The organism is Pseudomonas sp. R32, assembly GCF_009866705.1.
GTDB classification, from domain to species: Bacteria; Pseudomonadota; Gammaproteobacteria; order Pseudomonadales; family Pseudomonadaceae; genus Aquipseudomonas; species Aquipseudomonas donghuensis.
In genome coordinates this window covers 5400707-5417144 of sequence record NZ_CP019396.1, presented here as the reverse complement: position 1 = coordinate 5417144, position 16438 = coordinate 5400707, and the positions used below count along the sequence as shown (strand labels likewise).

12 protein-coding genes are annotated in these 16438 nt (G+C 62.0%); 7 read left to right on the top strand and 5 right to left on the bottom strand.

Features of this window, described 5'->3' with window-relative positions:
• Nucleotides 1-72: 72 nt before the first annotated feature.
• Nucleotides 73-2946, top strand: coding sequence for an aminomethyl-transferring glycine dehydrogenase (gene gcvP, locus PspR32_RS25000; protein WP_010221182.1), 2874 nt, complete (start codon nt 73-75; stop codon nt 2944-2946).
• A gap of 43 nt (nt 2947-2989) precedes the next feature.
• Here gcvP and PspR32_RS24995 read toward each other — a convergent pair whose 3' ends face one another.
• The 3 genes from PspR32_RS24995 to PspR32_RS24985 form a co-directional block, all read right to left on the bottom strand.
• Nucleotides 2990-3307, bottom strand: coding sequence for a DUF2388 domain-containing protein (locus PspR32_RS24995; protein WP_036994901.1), 318 nt, complete (start codon nt 3305-3307; stop codon nt 2990-2992).
• Between the two features lie 89 nt (nt 3308-3396).
• Nucleotides 3397-5094: a GspE/PulE family protein gene (locus PspR32_RS24990; protein WP_100781837.1), complete on the bottom strand. Its 1698-nt coding sequence runs from the start codon at nt 5092-5094 to the stop codon at nt 3397-3399.
• An 81-nt stretch (nt 5095-5175) separates the two neighbouring features.
• On the bottom strand, nt 5176-5496 hold the full coding sequence (locus PspR32_RS24985) for a hypothetical protein (RefSeq protein ID WP_051636746.1): 321 nt from the start codon (nt 5494-5496) through the stop codon (nt 5176-5178).
• Between the two features lie 125 nt (nt 5497-5621).
• On the opposite strand from PspR32_RS24985, the gene PspR32_RS24980 reads away from it, so the two are divergent.
• Nucleotides 5622-6092 (top strand): Lrp/AsnC family transcriptional regulator, encoded by a 471-nt coding sequence (locus tag PspR32_RS24980; protein ID WP_010221186.1) that lies wholly within the window; start codon nt 5622-5624, stop codon nt 6090-6092.
• Between the two features lie 3 nt (nt 6093-6095).
• Here the strand turns inward: PspR32_RS24980 and PspR32_RS24975 are convergent, their stop codons facing one another.
• The gene (locus tag PspR32_RS24975; RefSeq protein ID WP_010221187.1) at nt 6096-7463 is read right to left on the bottom strand and encodes a CYTH domain-containing protein; all 1368 of its coding nucleotides are present in this window, start codon (nt 7461-7463) and stop codon (nt 6096-6098) included.
• Nucleotides 7464-7589: 126 nt separating this feature from the next.
• On the opposite strand from PspR32_RS24975, the gene argE reads away from it, so the two are divergent.
• Both argE and argA read left to right on the top strand, forming a co-directional pair.
• The gene (gene argE, locus PspR32_RS24970) at nt 7590-8747 is read left to right on the top strand and encodes an acetylornithine deacetylase (RefSeq protein ID WP_010221188.1); all 1158 of its coding nucleotides are present in this window, start codon (nt 7590-7592) and stop codon (nt 8745-8747) included.
• Between the two features lie 115 nt (nt 8748-8862).
• Nucleotides 8863-10161 (top strand): amino-acid N-acetyltransferase, encoded by a 1299-nt coding sequence (gene argA, locus PspR32_RS24965; protein ID WP_036994906.1) that lies wholly within the window; start codon nt 8863-8865, stop codon nt 10159-10161.
• A 157-nt stretch (nt 10162-10318) separates the two neighbouring features.
• On the opposite strand, the gene PspR32_RS24960 is transcribed toward argA, so the two are convergent.
• Complete coding sequence (locus PspR32_RS24960) at nt 10319-11695, bottom strand: glutamine synthetase family protein (protein WP_010221191.1); 1377 nt, start codon at nt 11693-11695, stop codon at nt 10319-10321.
• 605 nt (nt 11696-12300) lie between these two features.
• On the opposite strand from PspR32_RS24960, the gene PspR32_RS24955 reads away from it, so the two are divergent.
• The 3 genes from PspR32_RS24955 (at nt 12301) to PspR32_RS24945 (ending at nt 16331) form a co-directional block, all read left to right on the top strand.
• Nucleotides 12301-13659, top strand: a complete 1359-nt coding sequence (locus PspR32_RS24955; protein ID WP_010221192.1) for a glutamine synthetase family protein — start codon at nt 12301-12303, stop codon at nt 13657-13659.
• A 47-nt stretch (nt 13660-13706) separates the two neighbouring features.
• Nucleotides 13707-15065 (top strand): aspartate aminotransferase family protein, encoded by a 1359-nt coding sequence (locus PspR32_RS24950; RefSeq protein ID WP_010221193.1) that lies wholly within the window; start codon nt 13707-13709, stop codon nt 15063-15065.
• 168 nt (nt 15066-15233) lie between these two features.
• Nucleotides 15234-16331, top strand: a complete 1098-nt coding sequence (locus PspR32_RS24945) for a polyamine ABC transporter substrate-binding protein (RefSeq protein ID WP_036994907.1) — start codon at nt 15234-15236, stop codon at nt 16329-16331.
• The last annotated feature ends 107 nt before the right edge of the window (nt 16332-16438 follow it).

The following is a 16438-nucleotide window of genomic DNA, read 5'->3' as shown; positions in this document are numbered from 1 at the left end:
CAAGCGGCAATCTCTTCCTAGACTCAATATGCCTCCAGCGCCCGAGGCTTGGTCGAGGAAGAGAGAGCCGCTATGTCCCAGTCGCCGTCCCTGAGCCAACTGCAAGACCGCAATCCTTTCCTGCGTCGCCACCTGGGGCCCGATGCCTCGGAGCAGCAGGCCATGCTCGCCACCCTCGGGGTTGGCAGCCGCCGCGAGCTGATCGAACAGACCGTGCCGCCGGGCATCCGTCTGAACCGGCCGCTGGAGCTTCCTGATGCCCTCGATGAGCAGGCCGCCCTGGCCAGGCTCAAGGGGTATGCCGAGCAGAACCAGGTGTGGACCAGCCTGATCGGCATGGGCTACCACGGTACCGTCACCCCCACTGTCATTTTGCGTAACGTCCTGGAAAACCCGGGCTGGTACACCGCCTATACCCCGTATCAACCGGAAATTGCCCAGGGCCGCCTGGAAGCCTTGCTCAATTTCCAGCAGATGATCATCGACCTCACCGGCCTTGACCTGGCCAACGCCTCGTTACTCGACGAAGCCACCGCTGCGGCGGAAGCCATGGCCCTGGCCAAGCGCGTGGCCAAGTCGAGAAGCAATGTGTTCTTCGCTGATGAACACTGCCACCCGCAAACCCTCTCGGTGCTGCAGACCCGTGCCGAGGGCTTCGGTTTTGAGCTGGTCATCGACGCTGTGGATAACCTCGCCAAGTACCAGGTATTCGGGGCTCTGCTGCAGTACCCCGACACCCATGGCGAAGTGCGCGACCTGCGCCCGCTGGTGACGCAGTTGCATGCCCAGCAGGCGCTGGCTTGCGTAGCGGCCGACCTGCTCAGCCTGGTGATGCTGATGCCGCCGGGCGAGCAGGGCGCCGACGTGGTGCTCGGCTCGTCCCAGCGTTTTGGCGTGCCCATGGGCTTTGGTGGCCCGCATGCGGCGTATTTTGCCTGTCGGGACGAGTTCAAGCGGGCCATGCCCGGGCGCATCATTGGCGTGTCCAAGGATGCCCGCGGCAACACTGCGCTGCGCATGGCCTTGCAGACCCGTGAGCAACACATTCGCCGCGAGAAGGCCAACTCCAACATCTGTACCGCCCAGGTACTGCTGGCCAACATCGCCGCGTTCTATGCGGTGTACCACGGCCCGGAAGGCTTGCAACGCATTGCCCAGCGCGTGCATGCGCTGACCTTCGTCCTCGCTGCGGGCCTGGAGAGCAAGGGCATCAAGCGGCTCAACGAACACTTCTTCGACACCCTGACCCTGGACGTCGGCGGTAGCCAGACGGCAATCATCGAAAGCGCCGAGGCGGCGCAGATCAACCTGCGGATTCTCGGCCGTGGGCAACTGGGCGTGAGCCTCGACGAGACCTGCGATGAAAGCACAGTCATGCGCCTGTTCGATATCTTCCTCGGTGCCGACCATGGCCTGGATATCGCCGCACTGGATGCCCTGGCGCAGCCTGAAGGCATTCCGCCGGCGCTGGTGCGGCGCTCGGCCTTTCTCAGCCACCCGGTATTCAACCTGCACCACAGCGAAACCGAGATGCTGCGTTACCTCAAGCAGCTGGAGAACAAGGACCTGGCGCTGAACCAGTCGATGATCCCGCTGGGTTCGTGCACCATGAAACTTAATGCCAGCAGCGAGATGATTCCGATCACCTGGCCCGGTTTTGCCCTGCTGCACCCCTTTGCGCCGGCTGCACAGGTGCAGGGTTACAAGGCGATGATCGACGAACTGGAAAGCTGGTTGTGTGCGATCACCGGCTTCGATGCCATCTGCATGCAGCCCAACTCTGGCGCCCAGGGCGAGTACGCCGGGCTGATGGCAATCGCCAAGTATCACCGCAGCCGTCACCAGCCCCAGCGCGATATCTGCCTGATCCCGGCCTCGGCCCACGGCACCAACCCGGCCTCTGCACAGATGGCCGGCATGCAGGTGGTGATCGTCGAGTGCGACCAGGCCGGCAACGTCGACCTGGCCGACCTCAAGGCCAAGGCGCAAGCAGCCGGCGAGAAGCTGTCGTGCCTGATGGCCACCTATCCATCGACACACGGCGTGTACGAAGAGGGCATCAGCGAGATCTGCGAAGTTATCCACAAGCACGGCGGCCAGGTGTACATGGACGGTGCCAACCTCAATGCCCAGGTCGGCTTGGCGCGGCCAGCGGATATTGGTGCCGACGTGTCGCACATGAACCTGCACAAGACGTTCTGTATTCCCCATGGCGGCGGTGGCCCGGGCATGGGCCCGATTGGTCTGCGGGCGCACCTGGCGCCTTTTGTGGCCAGCCATCCGGTGGTCCCGCTGCCCGGCCCGGACCCGCAAAACACGGCGGTCAGCGCTGCGCCCTGGGGCAGCGCGAGCATCTTGCCGATCAGCTGGATGTACATCGCCATGATGGGCCCGCAACTGGCCGATGCCAGTGAGGTGGCGATACTGTCGGCCAACTACCTGGCCGAGCAGTTGGGCGGTGCCTTCCCGGTGCTTTATCGCGGCCGAAACGAGCGGGTGGCACATGAGTGCATTCTTGACCTGCGTCCGCTGAAAGCCCTGACCGGCATTTCCGAAGAGGATGTGGCCAAGCGTTTGATGGACTACGGCTTCCATGCACCGACCATGTCATTCCCGGTGCCGGGCACTTTGATGGTCGAACCGACCGAGAGCGAATCCAAGGCCGAACTGGATCGCTTTGTCGAGGCAATGCTGAGCATTCGTGCCGAGATCCGCGAAGTTCAGGAAGGTAACTGGCCGGCAGAAGATAATCCGCTCAAGCATGCGCCGCATACGCTTGAGGATGTGCTGGGCGTGTGGGAGCGGCCCTACAGCATTGCCCAGGGCGTGGCGCCCAGTGCCCATGCGCGGATGCACAAGTACTGGCCGGCGGTGAACCGGGTCGACAACGTGTATGGCGACCGGAATCTGTTCTGTGCCTGTGTGCCGGTGGATGATTACCGCTGAGGCTTTGGTAGGAGGTGGGAGCGGATTCATCCGCTCCCACAGTTTACTCGCTGGCTACCGCGTTCTTGGCCAGGATCGCATTGGCCAGTTCCATGTCACTGACTTTCAGGCCCGGGTTGTCGGCGCGGACTTTCTGCATCGCCGCTTCCAGGTACGGGCCGCGAATCGCGCCTTCGCTGGCGACAAAGCTGCCGGCATCATCCTGGGCAGCCACGACCAGCTTGTGGTCCTTGGAGGTCAGGTAAGAGGACGCGGTGGTGGCGCCGGAAGAGATGACGTTGCGCCAGAAGGTATCGGCCATGGCAGATCCAACCGGCAGGGAGAGCAGGGCAAGGGTTGCGACTGCAAACTTGAAACGCATTAAGGTGACTCCAACTGAGGTGAACTGGGGCCTTTGATTGGGTTTATGTGGATCTAGTTCCCTGGCCAGATAAAGGTTTGGCACCTGCTTCAAGCGATGACGCGAAGCACTTCGGCCTCGGTTGTCTGCCCTGCGGCAACCTTCTCGGCGCCGCTGTGCTTGAGGCTGAGCATGCCCTCATCAAGCGCCAGTCGGCGCAAGGCGAGCAGATCGAGGTCGGGCTCGATTCGAGCTTTGAGTGCATCACTGATGCCCAGCAGTTCGAAGATCGCACTGCGACCGTGATACCCGGTCTGCCGGCATTCACCACAGCCCACCGCTTGATGGCTGTGCATCGGCGCTGTTGGCGCGGCCTTGCAATGGTCACACAGGGTGCGTACCAGGCGTTGGGCCATGACCCCGATCAGGCTGGCTTTAAGCAGATAGGGCGCAATGCCCAGTTCCAGCAAGCGGGTGATAGCGCTGCAGGCATCGTTGGTGTGCAGGGTCGAGAGCACCAGGTGCCCGGTCAGGGCGGCCTGGATCGCCACTTCAGCGGTTTCCAGGTCGCGTATCTCGCCGATCATGATGACATCCGGGTCCTGGCGCAGCAGCGCCCGGGTACCGGCGGCAAAGTCCAGGTTGATGGCCGGTTGTACTTGTAGTTGGTTGAACGCGGGTTCAACCATTTCGATCGGGTCTTCGACGGTACACAGGTTGATCTGCGGGGTGGCCAGGTGCTTGAGGCTGGCGTAAAGGGTGCTGGTCTTGCCCGAGCCGGTGGGCCCGGTGACCAGGATGATGCCGTGGCGCTGGCCGAGCATGGCCAGCCAGCGCTTGAGGTCGGCTGCGCCGAGGCCCAGTTGGGCAAAGTCCTGGTGCAGCAGCTGCGGGTCGAAGACTCTCAACACCAGCTTTTCGCCAAACGTGGTGGGCAGGGTCGACAGCCGTAGCTCGACCTCCTCGCCATCGGGCAGGCGGGTTTTGATCCGGCCGTCCTGGGGGCGGCGTTTTTCCGCGACATTCATGCGCCCCAGGCTTTTCAGGCGGCTGACCACCGCCAGGGTCACCGGCGCCGGGAACTGGTAGACCGGGTGCAGCACGCCGTCGATGCGAAAACGCAACTGGCCCTGTTCACGTCGCGGTTCGAGGTGGATATCGCTGGCGCGCTGTTCGAAGGCGTACTGCAACAGCCAGTCAACGATGCTGACGATATGCGCATCGTTGGCTTGAACCTCGTTGGCGCGGCTGCCGACTTCAAGCAATTGTTCAAGATTGCCCGCCGCGATCGGTACCGACTGTTGCTGACTGGCGCCGCTGACCGATTGGGCGACCTGGAAGAACGTCTGGCTGAGCTGGCGGATCTGCACGGGGCTGGCCAGCACCCGCTTGATCGGCCGTTGCAGCGCCTGGGCCAGGTCCGCCTCCCAGGCGCGGACATAGGGCTGCGCGCTGGCCACGGTGACACCGCTGGCATCGGCGGCCACCGCGAGGATGCCGTGACGCCTGGCGAAGGCCGCGGACATCAGGCCGGTGAGCCGGGCAAGGTCGGTCTCCAGGGGATCGATACGCAGGTAAGGCTGGCCAGCCTGCTTTGCCTGCCACTGGCACAAGGCGTCCAGGTCCAGGCATTGGCCGGGATTGCGCAGGTCGGCAAGCTGCTGGCTGGCGATCCATTCGAGCGGGTGCTGGTCGTGCTGCAGCGGTGTGCAGTTGCTGCGATCGACCGCGCTGATGCGTTGTTCGGCGAGCAACTCGGCAAGCAAGGTGTCGAGGTCAAGCCAGCGATCTTCATTGGGGTTGGTCATGCGGGCTTCCTTGCCGCGCCGCCGACAGTGGTGGCCTGAGCAAGGTTAGCCGCTGAGCTGAGCCTTTCGCGAGAACAAGGGTTACCAGGCTTTACCGGGCTGGCTCAACTGCACCTCGGTTACGCAGATCAGGTTGCGCATTTTTTGTGCAATCAGCTCGGCGCGGTGCCAGCTCAGGCCGCTGATGCCGATCTCGACACTGAGCAGGTCATCCTGTTGCTCGACATTCAGCCGATGCGGCACCAGGAACTGCAGGGCAAACAGGTTGAGCACCCGGCACAGGCTGTCGGGCTCGGCCTCTACCTGCAGTTGGTAGCAGACATCACTGTGCGCGTTGCTGGCGGCCCAGACATCGGTGCGCAAGGGTGTGAGGGGGCTGTCCAGCCGTTCGAGAGCGCTCATGGGATTCTCCGAAGAAAGTGGAGAAATTTTTACATGCAGGTCAGGGTATTTCTTCTCTATGATCGTGCAATATTGCCACTTATTGAATAATTCAATTCGTAGCTATCCATTGTGGAGAAATAATCATGCATAGCGAGTTGGACGCCTATGACCGGCGCATCCTGGCCTTGTTGCAGGACGACGCCTCGCTCTCCAGTGCGCAGATCGCCGAGCGCGTGGGCTTGTCGCAATCGCCTTGCTGGCGGCGCATCCAGCGCTTGAAAGAGGAGGGGGTGATTCGCGCCCAAGTGACCCTGCTGGATCGCAAGAAGATCGGCTTGAACACGCAGATTTTCGCCGAGGTCAAACTCAACGCCCACGGGCGCTCCAACTTCACCGAGTTCACCGAGGCGATCCGCGGCTTTCCGGAAGTGCTGGAGTGTTATGTACTGATGGGCGCAGTGGACTTTCTGCTGCGTATTGTCACCCCGGACATCGAAGCCTACGAACGGTTCTTCTTCGAAAAGCTGTCGATGGTGCCGGGGATCCAGGAGGTCAACTCGACCGTGGCCTTGTCCGAAATCAAGTCCACGACGAGTCTGCCGGTACTGCCTTGAGCCTTACTTGCGCAGCAGGTGCTTCCAGCCACGGCTCTGGAACACGGCCATGGCCTGGTGGACGCGGGCTTCGAGCACTTCGTCGCTGATTGGCAGGTTGGCCAGTTCGTGCAGCTTGTTCAGCTCGCCGAACAGGCGGTCCAGATCCGGGCTCTCCAGCACCTGGCGGGCGTGGTGCAGCCATGCCAGCAGGCGTTCGATGCGCGGCAGCTGCTCGGCCAGGTCTTCCGGCTGGCGATGGTACAGCGGCAGGTTCAGGGCCTTGGCTTCTTCGGCCAGCAGCACGTTCAGCCAGTTGGCCAGTTGTGCGGCGCCCTGGCGGTCGCCGCGCTTGTTGCGCTCGACGGTCCAGGCGCGGGCCAGCAGCCAGCGCGAGGTCTCCAGGGAGAACTGGCCCCAGCGGGTATCCAGCAACTCTTCGGCGAATTGCTCGGGTGCGGCACGGCGTACGTCTTCATCGTCAATACCGGCCAATACCAGCGGGCGCCAGTCTTCGAGCAGGGCGTCGAGGCTGTTGCGCAGCTCGCGGGTGCTGGCGCGTGGGCCGGCCTGGCCGAGGCTGCTGGCCAGGGCGCGCAGTTCCCAGAGGTTGTCGACCCAGTCCTGCAGCAGGCGCCAGTGGCCGTTGAAACGGTACTGTTCGGCCAGGCGCTGGCTGCTGCCGAGCAACTGCCAGGCCAGTGCGGCGAAGGCGTCGTCGAGGGACATCTGGGCGTTCAGTTCGGCGGCCGGCAGGCTCAGGGCGTAGCTGCCGGCGTCGAGCAGGCGATAACCGCGCTCGGCCTTGCTGATGTCACACGGCATCAGCGGCAACTTGGCCGACAGCTCGGCGGCCAGCTCCAGCAGGGCTTCGGGGGCGCCTTCGCGCAACTCGAGCTCCAGCTCGCAGATTTCTTCCTTGTGCTTGCCGGCAACCACGGTGCCGAGGTCCAGTGCGGCCTCGATCACCACCTTGGCCTTGCCGCGGCCCCAGGCGATTTCTGCGTATTCACGGGTGAAGTCAGTGGTGAACAGCGCCTTGATGGTTTTTTTGTCGACATCGGCCAGTTGCTCCGGCCAGCACTCGGCGTCGAGTTTTTTCAGGTCGAGCTTGGCCTTGGGCAACTGCCATTCGAACTCGTTGCGCTGGGACAGGCCGGCGACGCTCTGGCCGCGGGTCTTGAGGGTCTGGATGACCACATCGCCGTCGCGGCGCAGGCGCAGGGCAACCTTGGCGGCGGCCAGGTCGCGCTCCGGGGTATCGAAGTACTGGTTGAGCAGTTCGCGGCTTTGCCACCCGGACTTGTTGCGCTTGTTCAGCAATGGGTGTTCACGCAGGGCGGCGAGGGTCTCGCGGCTGACCCGCAGTTTGATTTCGGTTTCTTTATGCATTGCTGGGTAATCCAGGCTCGAATGACAGGGAGCGTCTTGGGGGTGCAGTGTACAGGAGTCGGCTCACGGCGGTTTATTCCCGGTGCCGGATGGCCCTATGATGAGCTTCGCCCAAGGAGAAAGCGCATGCCATTGCCATCGCTCAAAGAGCAGTTCGCCGCCCTGATCGCCGCGCCGTCGGTCAGTTGTACCCAGCCTGCTCTGGATCAGTCCAACCGCGCGGTGATCGACCTGCTGGCCGGCTGGCTGGGGGACCTGGGTTTTGCCTGCGACATTCAGCAGGTGAACCCGGGCAAGTTCAACCTGCTGGCAAGCTATGGCAGCGGCCCGGGCGGCCTGGTGCTGGCCGGGCACAGCGACACGGTGCCGTACGACCCCGAGCTGTGGCAGACCGACCCGCTCAAGCTGACCGAGGTCGACGGCCGCTGGGTAGGCTTGGGCAGTTGCGACATGAAGGGCTTTTTTGCCCTGGTCATCGAAGCCGTGCAGCCATTGCTTGCCCATGACTTCAAGCAACCGCTGCTGATTCTCGCCACCTGCGACGAAGAAAGCTCGATGGCCGGCGCCCGTGCCCTGGCCGAGGCCGGGCGGCCCCTGGGCCGTGCGGCCGTGATCGGTGAGCCGACCGGGCTCAAGCCGATCCGCCTGCACAAAGGGGTGATGATGGAGCGCATCGACATTCTCGGGCGCAGCGGCCACTCGTCCGACCCGAGCCTGGGCCATAGCGCCCTGGAGGCCATGCACCAGGTCATGAGCGAGCTGATGAACCTGCGCCGGCAATGGCAGAAGGCATTCAACAACGCCCAGTTCAGCGTGCCGCAACCGACGATGAACTTCGGCTGTATTCATGGCGGCGACAACCCCAACCGCATCTGTGGCCAGTGCGCCCTGGAATTCGACCTGCGCCCGCTGCCGGGTATGGACCCGGAGGTGCTGCGCAGTGCCATTCGGCAAAAACTGGCGCCACTGGCCGAGCAGCATCAGGTGCGCATCGACTATGCGCCGCTGTTCCCCGAAGTGCCGCCGTTCGAGCAGGCCGCCGATGCGGAACTGGTACGGGTAGCCGAACGTCTTACCGGTCATCGCGCCGAAGCGGTAGCCTTTGGCACCGAAGCGCCTTATCTTCAGCGCCTGGGTTGCGAGACCCTGGTGCTCGGCCCCGGTGACATCGCCTGTGCCCACCAGCCGGGTGAATACCTTGAAATGTCACGCTTGCAGCCTACTGTGCGTCTATTGCGTGAGTTGATCGAACATTATTGCCTCAGCCCGGTAATTGCCCGCTGAGTTGAACCGTTTTGCAGAGGAGATTGCGCGTGACGCCAAGCCTGTTCCGACGATAACCCTTCGAGCGCTGTGTGCTTTCCCGTTCTTGTCCCTATTTTCTACAGGCTCTCCGGTTATGCCCGAATACGTCAATTGGCTGCGTCACGCTTCGCCTTACATCAACGCCCACCGCGACTGCACGTTCGTGGTCATGCTCCCCGGTGACGGGGTCGAGCACCCCAACTTCGGCAATATCGTCCACGACCTGGTGCTGTTGCACAGCCTTGGCGTACGCCTGGTGCTGGTCCATGGTTCGCGTCCGCAGATCGAAAGCCGCCTGGCCTCCCGTGGCCTGACCCCGCACTACCACCGCGGCATGCGCATCACCGATGCCGCCACCCTGGAATGCGTGATCGATGCCGTCGGCCACCTGCGCATCGCCATCGAGGCGCGCCTGTCGATGGACATGGCCGCCTCGCCGATGCAGGGTTCGCGCCTGCGCGTGGCCGCTGGCAACCTGGTCACCGCACGGCCGATCGGCGTGGTCGAAGGTGTTGATTACCATCACACCGGCGAAGTGCGCCGGGTCGACCGCAAGGGCATCAACCGCCTGCTCGACGAGCGCTCCATCGTCCTGCTCTCGCCGTTGGGTTACTCGCCTACCGGCGAAATCTTCAACCTGGCCTGTGAAGACGTCGCCACCCGCGCCGCCATCGAACTGGGCGCCGACAAACTGCTGCTGTTCGGCGCCGAGCGCGGCCTGCTTGATGAACAGGGCCGGCTGGTGCGTGAGCTGCGTCCACAACAGGTGCCGGCGCACCTGCAGCGGTTGGGCAGCGATTACCAGGGCGAGTTGCTCGATGCCGCCGCCGAAGCCTGCCGTGGTGGTGTGGCGCGCAGCCATATCGTCAGCTATGGCGAAGACGGTGCCTTGCTCACCGAGTTGTTCACCCGTGATGGCGGCGGCACCCTGGTGGCTCAGGAGCAGTTTGAAAAGGTGCGTGAGGCGGCGATCGAGGATGTCGGTGGCTTGCTCGAGCTGATCAGCCCGCTCGAAGAGCAAGGCATCCTCGTGCGTCGCTCGCGCGAGGTGCTTGAGCGCGAGATCGAGCAGTTCAGCGTGGTCGAGCGCGAAGGCATGATCATCGCCTGTGCGGCACTGTACCCGATTGCCGATTCTGAGGCGGGCGAACTGGCGTGCCTGGCGGTGAACCCTGAGTATCGCCATGGTGGGCGTGGTGATGAGTTGCTGGAACGGATCGAGACGCGGGCACGGGAGATGGGGCTCAACACCCTGTTCGTGCTGACGACCCGGACGGCACACTGGTTCCGCGAGCGCGGCTTTGTGCCCAGCGGGGTCGAGCGGCTGCCGGCGGCGCGGGCCTCGCTGTACAACTATCAGCGTAACTCGAAGATCTTCGAAAAAGCGCTGTAGCCTTTGGGGCTGCCTTGCGGCCCATCGCTGGCAAGCCAGCTCCCACAGGTCCGGTGTACACAGCACTTGTGGGAGCTGGCTTGCCAGCGATGAGGCCATAAAAAACGCCGTCGACTCAGGGGCCGACGGCGTTTTTCATTCCAGCATCCAACCGCTGTTACACGGTATGCAGATACCAGTTGTACTCAAGGTCGGAGATGGAGTGTTCGAACTCCTCCAGCTCGCTCTCTTTACAGGCCACGAAGATATCGATGTATTTCGGGTCGATGTACTTGGCCAGGATCTCGCTGTCGTCCAGCTCGCGCAGTGCATCACGCAGGTTGTTCGGCAGGCTTTGCTCGTTCTGCTCGTAGGAGTTGCCTTCGGTCGGCTCGCCCGGGTCGACCTTGTTGGTCAGGCCATGGTGAACACCGGCCAGCACGGCGGCCATCAGCAGGTACGGGTTGGCGTCGGCACCGGCTACGCGGTGTTCGATGCGCACGGCGTCCGGCGTGCCGGTTGGCACGCGCAGGGCCACGGTACGGTTGTCCAGGCCCCAGCTTGGCGAATTCGGCACGTAGAACTGGGCACCGAAACGGCGGTACGAGTTGACGTTCGGGCAGAGGAACGCCATCGACGCCGGTAGGGTCTCGAGCACACCGCCGATCGCGTGACGCAGTGCGGCGTTCTGCTCGGGATCCTCGCTGGTGAAGATGTTCTTGCCATCTTTGTCCAGCACCGAGATATGGACATGCAGACCATTACCCGCCTGGCCCGGATAGGGCTTGGCCATGAAGGTGGTATCCATCTCATGGTCGTAGGCGATGTTTTTGATCAGGCGCTTGAGCAGTACCGCGTAGTCGCAGGCCTTCATCGGGTCGGCAACGTGGTGCAGGTTGACTTCGAACTGCGCCGGGGCGCTTTCCTTGACGATGGCGTCGGCAGGAATGCCTTGTTCCTTGGCGCCTTCGAGGATGTCCTGCAGGCAATCGACGTACTCGTCGAGGTCGTCGATCAGGTACACCTGGGTCGAGATCGGGCGTTTGCCGGAAATCGGCGAGCGCGGCGGTTGCGGACGGCCGTTCACGTTCTCCTGGTCGATCAGGTAGAACTCAAGCTCGAACGCGGCGCAGATGGTCAGGCCCAGCTCGTCGAACTTGCTCACGACCTGGCGCAGGACTTCCCGCGGGTCAGCGAAGAACGGTTGGCCTTCGAGCTCGTGCATGGTCATCAGCAGTTGCGCGGTCGGGCGCTTCTGCCAGGGCTCGTTGGACAGGGTATCGGGGATTGGATAGCAGATGCGGTCGGCATCGCCGATGTCCAGGCCAAGGCCGGTGCTTTCGACGGTCGAACCGTTGATATCCAGGGCGAAAAGGGAGGCCGGCAGATTGATGCCTTTCTCGTAAACCTTGTGGAGGCTGGTGCGCTCGATGCGCTTGCCGCGCACCACACCATTCATATCTGCAATCAGAAGGTCAACGTAGAGAACCTCAGGATGTTCCTTAAGGAACGCGTTCGCTTCGTTAAGCTGAACGGCACGCGGGGGTACCGACATGATGCAACACCTTTGTTGTTAAAAATATCAATCAATGGGGGCTTGCAGGTTCAGTCAATCGGAAAGCCTTGCTGAAGTCAAGCCAACCCCATGATGCCCTAAAATGGCCCTCAAGCGGCATTTTTGCTGCAATTGGGGGCGCCGACAAGGGCTGCTTTCGTACGGTAACGGCGATCTTGAGCGGGCCGTGTTCTATTTTTTACGGGGGTGTTGTGTAAAAAAATGAACAAGGCTAAGCTCGGTGGCAACCCATAACACCAATAATACCGGGGGTTACATGTCACGCCTGCCGACAACCGGCATCATCGCCCGCCGTTCACAGAACGGTTTGCACGCGTTCCTCGCGGGTGGCTTGCGCCATGCGCCAGCACCTTGCGCCCCGGCTGAAATAATTGACGGCCCGGGCGTCCTGCCTGCTGTCGACGCTGCTTCGAATTACCTCTGCCATCACTATAGCGGGCTCGTCAGCCTTGCGGGAACTGCCCGTCGCGGCCACCCTGCGTCTGACTTTTGCTTTAGCCCCGTAGGGCATCCAGAATGTCTGGGACGGCCCACTCCGGGTATCGTCCTGACGTCTGTCCAGACATTTACCTCCTGAGGTATTTATGAGTAGCAACCTCGACCAGCTCACCGATTGGTTGAAAGAACACAAGATCACCGAAGTCGAGTGTCTGATCAGCGACCTCACCGGTATCACCCGTGGCAAGATCTCGCCGACCAACAAGTTCATTGCCGAAAAAGGCATGCGCCTGCCCGAGAGCGTGCTGCTGCAGACCGTGACCGGCGACTATGTCGATGACGACATCTATTACGAACTGCTCGACCCGGCTGACATCGACATGATCTGCCGCCCCGACGAGAACGCGGTGTTTCTCGTACCTTGGGCCATCGAGCCGACCGCCCAGGTGATCCACGACACCTACGACAAGCAGGGCAACCCGGTCGAGCTGTCGCCACGCAACGTGCTCAAGAAGGTATTGAAGCTCTATGCCGACAAGGGCTGGCAGCCGATCGTGGCGCCAGAGATGGAGTTCTACCTGACCAAGCGCTGCGAAGACCCGGACTTCCCCCTGCAGCCGCCAATCGGCCGCTCCGGGCGCCCGGAAACCGGCCGGCAGTCGTTCTCTATTGAAGCCGCCAACGAATTCGATCCGCTGTTCGAGGACGTCTACGACTGGTGCGAGCTGCAGAACCTTGATCTCGACACGCTGATCCACGAAGACGGCACGGCGCAGATGGAGATCAACTTCCGTCACGGCAACGCCCTGTCGCTGGCCGACCAGATCCTGGTGTTCAAGCGCACCATGCGCGAGGCTGCGCTCAAGCACAACGTCGCTGCCACCTTCATGGCCAAGCCGATGACCGGCGAACCGGGCAGCGCCATGCACCTGCACCAGAGCATCATCGACGTGCGTACCGGCAAGAACATCTTCTCGGACGAAGACGGGAGCATGAGCGAGCTGTTCCTCAACCACGTCGGCGGCCTGCAGAAGTTCATTCCGGTGGTGTTGCCGCTGTTCGCACCGAACGTCAACTCGTTCCGCCGCTTCCTGCCCGACACCTCGGCACCCGTGAACGTCGAGTGGGGCGAAGAGAACCGTACCGTGGGCCTGCGCGTACCGGATGCCGGGCCGCAGAATCGCCGGGTCGAAAACCGCCTGCCAGGCGCCGACGCCAACCCGTACCTGGCGATCGCCGCCAGCCTGCTGTGCGGCTTCATCGGCATGGTCGAAGGCATCAAGCCAAGTGCGCCGGTGCAGGGGCGTGGCTATGAGCGGCGCAACCTGCGCCTGCCGCTGACCATCGAGGACGCCCTGGAGCGCATGGAGAACTGCCAGGCGCTGGAACCTTACCTGGGCAAGAAATTCATTGCCGGCTACGTCGCCACCAAGCGCGCCGAGCATGAAAACTTCAAACGCGTAATCAGCTCCTGGGAACGTGAGTTCCTGCTGTTTGCGGTCTGATCAACCCGGAGCCGCAGGACCGCGGCCGTCAACAAACGGAGAAGCACATGAGCGTCAACAACCCGCAAACCCGTGAGTGGCAAACCCTTAGCAGTGAGCATCACCTGGCGCCTTTCAGTGACTATAAACAGCTGAAAGAGAAGGGGCCGCGGATCATCACCAAAGCCGAGGGCGTGCACCTGTGGGACAGCGAGGGCAACAAGATCCTCGATGGCATGGCGGGCCTGTGGTGTGTGGCGGTCGGTTACGGCCGTGAAGAGCTGGTTGAAGTGGCCGCCAAGCAAATGCGCGAGCTGCCGTACTACAACCTGTTCTTCCAGACTGCCCACCCACCGGCACTGGAGCTGGCCAAAGCCGTCTGCGACGTCGCGCCCAAGGGCATGACCCATGTGTTCTTCACCGGTTCCGGTTCTGAAGGCAACGACACCAACTTGCGCATGGTCCGTCACTACTGGGCGCTCAAGGGCAAGCCGCAGAAACAGGTGATCATTGGCCGCATCAACGGTTATCACGGTTCCACCGTGGCCGGTGCCGCCCTGGGTGGCATGAGCGGCATGCATGCGCAGGCCGGGACGCTGCCGGGCATCGTGCATATCCCGCAGCCGTACTGGTTCGGCGAAGGCGGTGACATGACCCCGGACGAATTCGGCGTATGGGCCGCCGAGCAGCTGGAAAAGAAAATCCTCGAAGTCGGCGAAGACAACGTCGCCGCCTTTATCGCCGAGCCGATTCAGGGTGCCGGCGGGGTGATCATTCCGCCAGACACCTACTGGCCGAAGATCAAGGAAATCCTCGCCAAGTACGAGATCCTGTTCATTGCCGACGAAGTGATCTGTGGCTTTGGTCGCACCGGCGAGTGGTTCGGTTCCGATTACTACGACCTCAAGCCCGACCTGATGACCATCGCCAAGGGTCTTACCTCCGGTTACATCCCCATGGGCGGTGTGATCGTGCGTGACGAAGTGGCCAAGGTGCTCAGCGAAGGCGGCGACTTCAATCACGGCTTCACCTACTCCGGCCACCCGGTGGCGGCGGCGGTGGGCCTGGAAAACCTGCGGATCCTGCGCGACGAGAAGATCATCGAGCGGGTTCAGGAAGAAACGGCACCGTATTTGCAAAAGCGTCTGCGTGAGCTCAGCGATCACCCGCTGGTGGGCGAAGTGCGTGGCCTGGGCATGCTCGGTGCCATCGAGCTGGTCAAGGACAAGGCCACCCGTGCGCGTTACGAAGGCCGGGGTGTGGGCATGATCTGCCGACAGTTCTGCTTCGACAACGGGCTGATCATGCGCGCTGTGGGCGACACCATGATCATCGCGCCACCGCTGGTGATCAGTCATGCAGAGATCGACGAGCTGGTGGAAAAGGCGCGCAAATGCCTGGACCTGACGCTCGAAGCGCTGAACTAGCCAAGTGCTAGGCTAGCGTAATGGCATCAATGAGTTTCAAGGCGCCTCTTTCCTTGAAAGAGCGCCTTGTAACTTGCCAGACTAACGACTGTTTCAGTCGCTCGGAGCTTGCGCCGAATAAGCCGGCCGCTGAACAGATGGCTAAATAAAAATTCTGGAGCATTACGCATGAAGAAATTGGGCAAGACGTTGCTGGCTATGTCCCTGATGGGCGCCATGGCCAGTGCTGTTCACGCGGATGACAAAGTACTGCACGTCTATAACTGGTCCGACTACATCGCACCGGACACTGTCGCCAAGTTCGAAAAACAGACCGGTATCAAGGTCGTTTACGATGTCTTCGACAGCAACGAGACCCTCGAGGCCAAGTTGCTGGCAGGCAAGTCCGGCTACGACGTGGTAGTGCCGTCGAACAACTTCCTGGCCAAGCAGATCAAGGCCGGTGTCTATCAGGAGCTGGACAAGTCCAAGCTGCCGAACTGGAAGAACCTCGACGAAGACCTGCTCAAGGCCGTTGGTGATGCCAGCGACCCGGGCAACAAACATGCGTTCCCGTACATGTGGGGCTCCATCGGCATCGGCTACAACCCGGAGAAGGTCAAGGCCGCGCTGGGTATCGACAAGATCGATTCCTGGGACGTGGTGTTCAAGCCGGAGAATATCGCCAAGCTCAAGAGCTGCGGTGTGAGCTTCCTCGACGCTCCGACCGAAATGATCCCGGCGGCGCTGCACTACCTGGGCAAGCCGACCAACAGCACCAGCAAGGAAGACCTCAAAGCCGCCGAAGACTTGTTCCTGAAGATCCGTCCGTCGGTCGGCTACTTCCACTCCTCCAAGTACATCTCCGACCTTGCCAACGGCAACATCTGCGTGGCCGTGGGTTACTCGGGTGACCTGGAGCAGTCCAAGGCCCGTGCCCACGAGGCCGGTGACAAGGTCAAGCTGGACTACATCATTCCGAAAGAAGGCGCCGGTACCTTCTACGACATGGTCGCCATCCCCAAAGATGCGGTCAACGTTGACGCTGCCTACAAGTTCATGGACTTCCTGATGCAACCGGAAGTCATGGCCGAGATCACCAACGCCGTGCGCTTCCCGAACGGCAACAAGGCGGCGACTCCCCTGGTGGACAAGGACATCACCAGCGATCCAAGCATCTACCCGCCGGCTGATGTGAAGAAGCAGCTGTACGCCATTGCTGACCCGGGTGCCAAGGCCCAGCGCGAAATCACTCGCAGCTGGACCAAGATCAAATCGGGCAAGTAAACCTGGTTGCCTCCCTGGGCGCGGTGTAAATCCCGCCCAGGGAGCATGAAAGCACAAATTTTTTTTGCGGCATGAGTGCATCGAAGGTAAGTTGCGCGCCGGTTTGG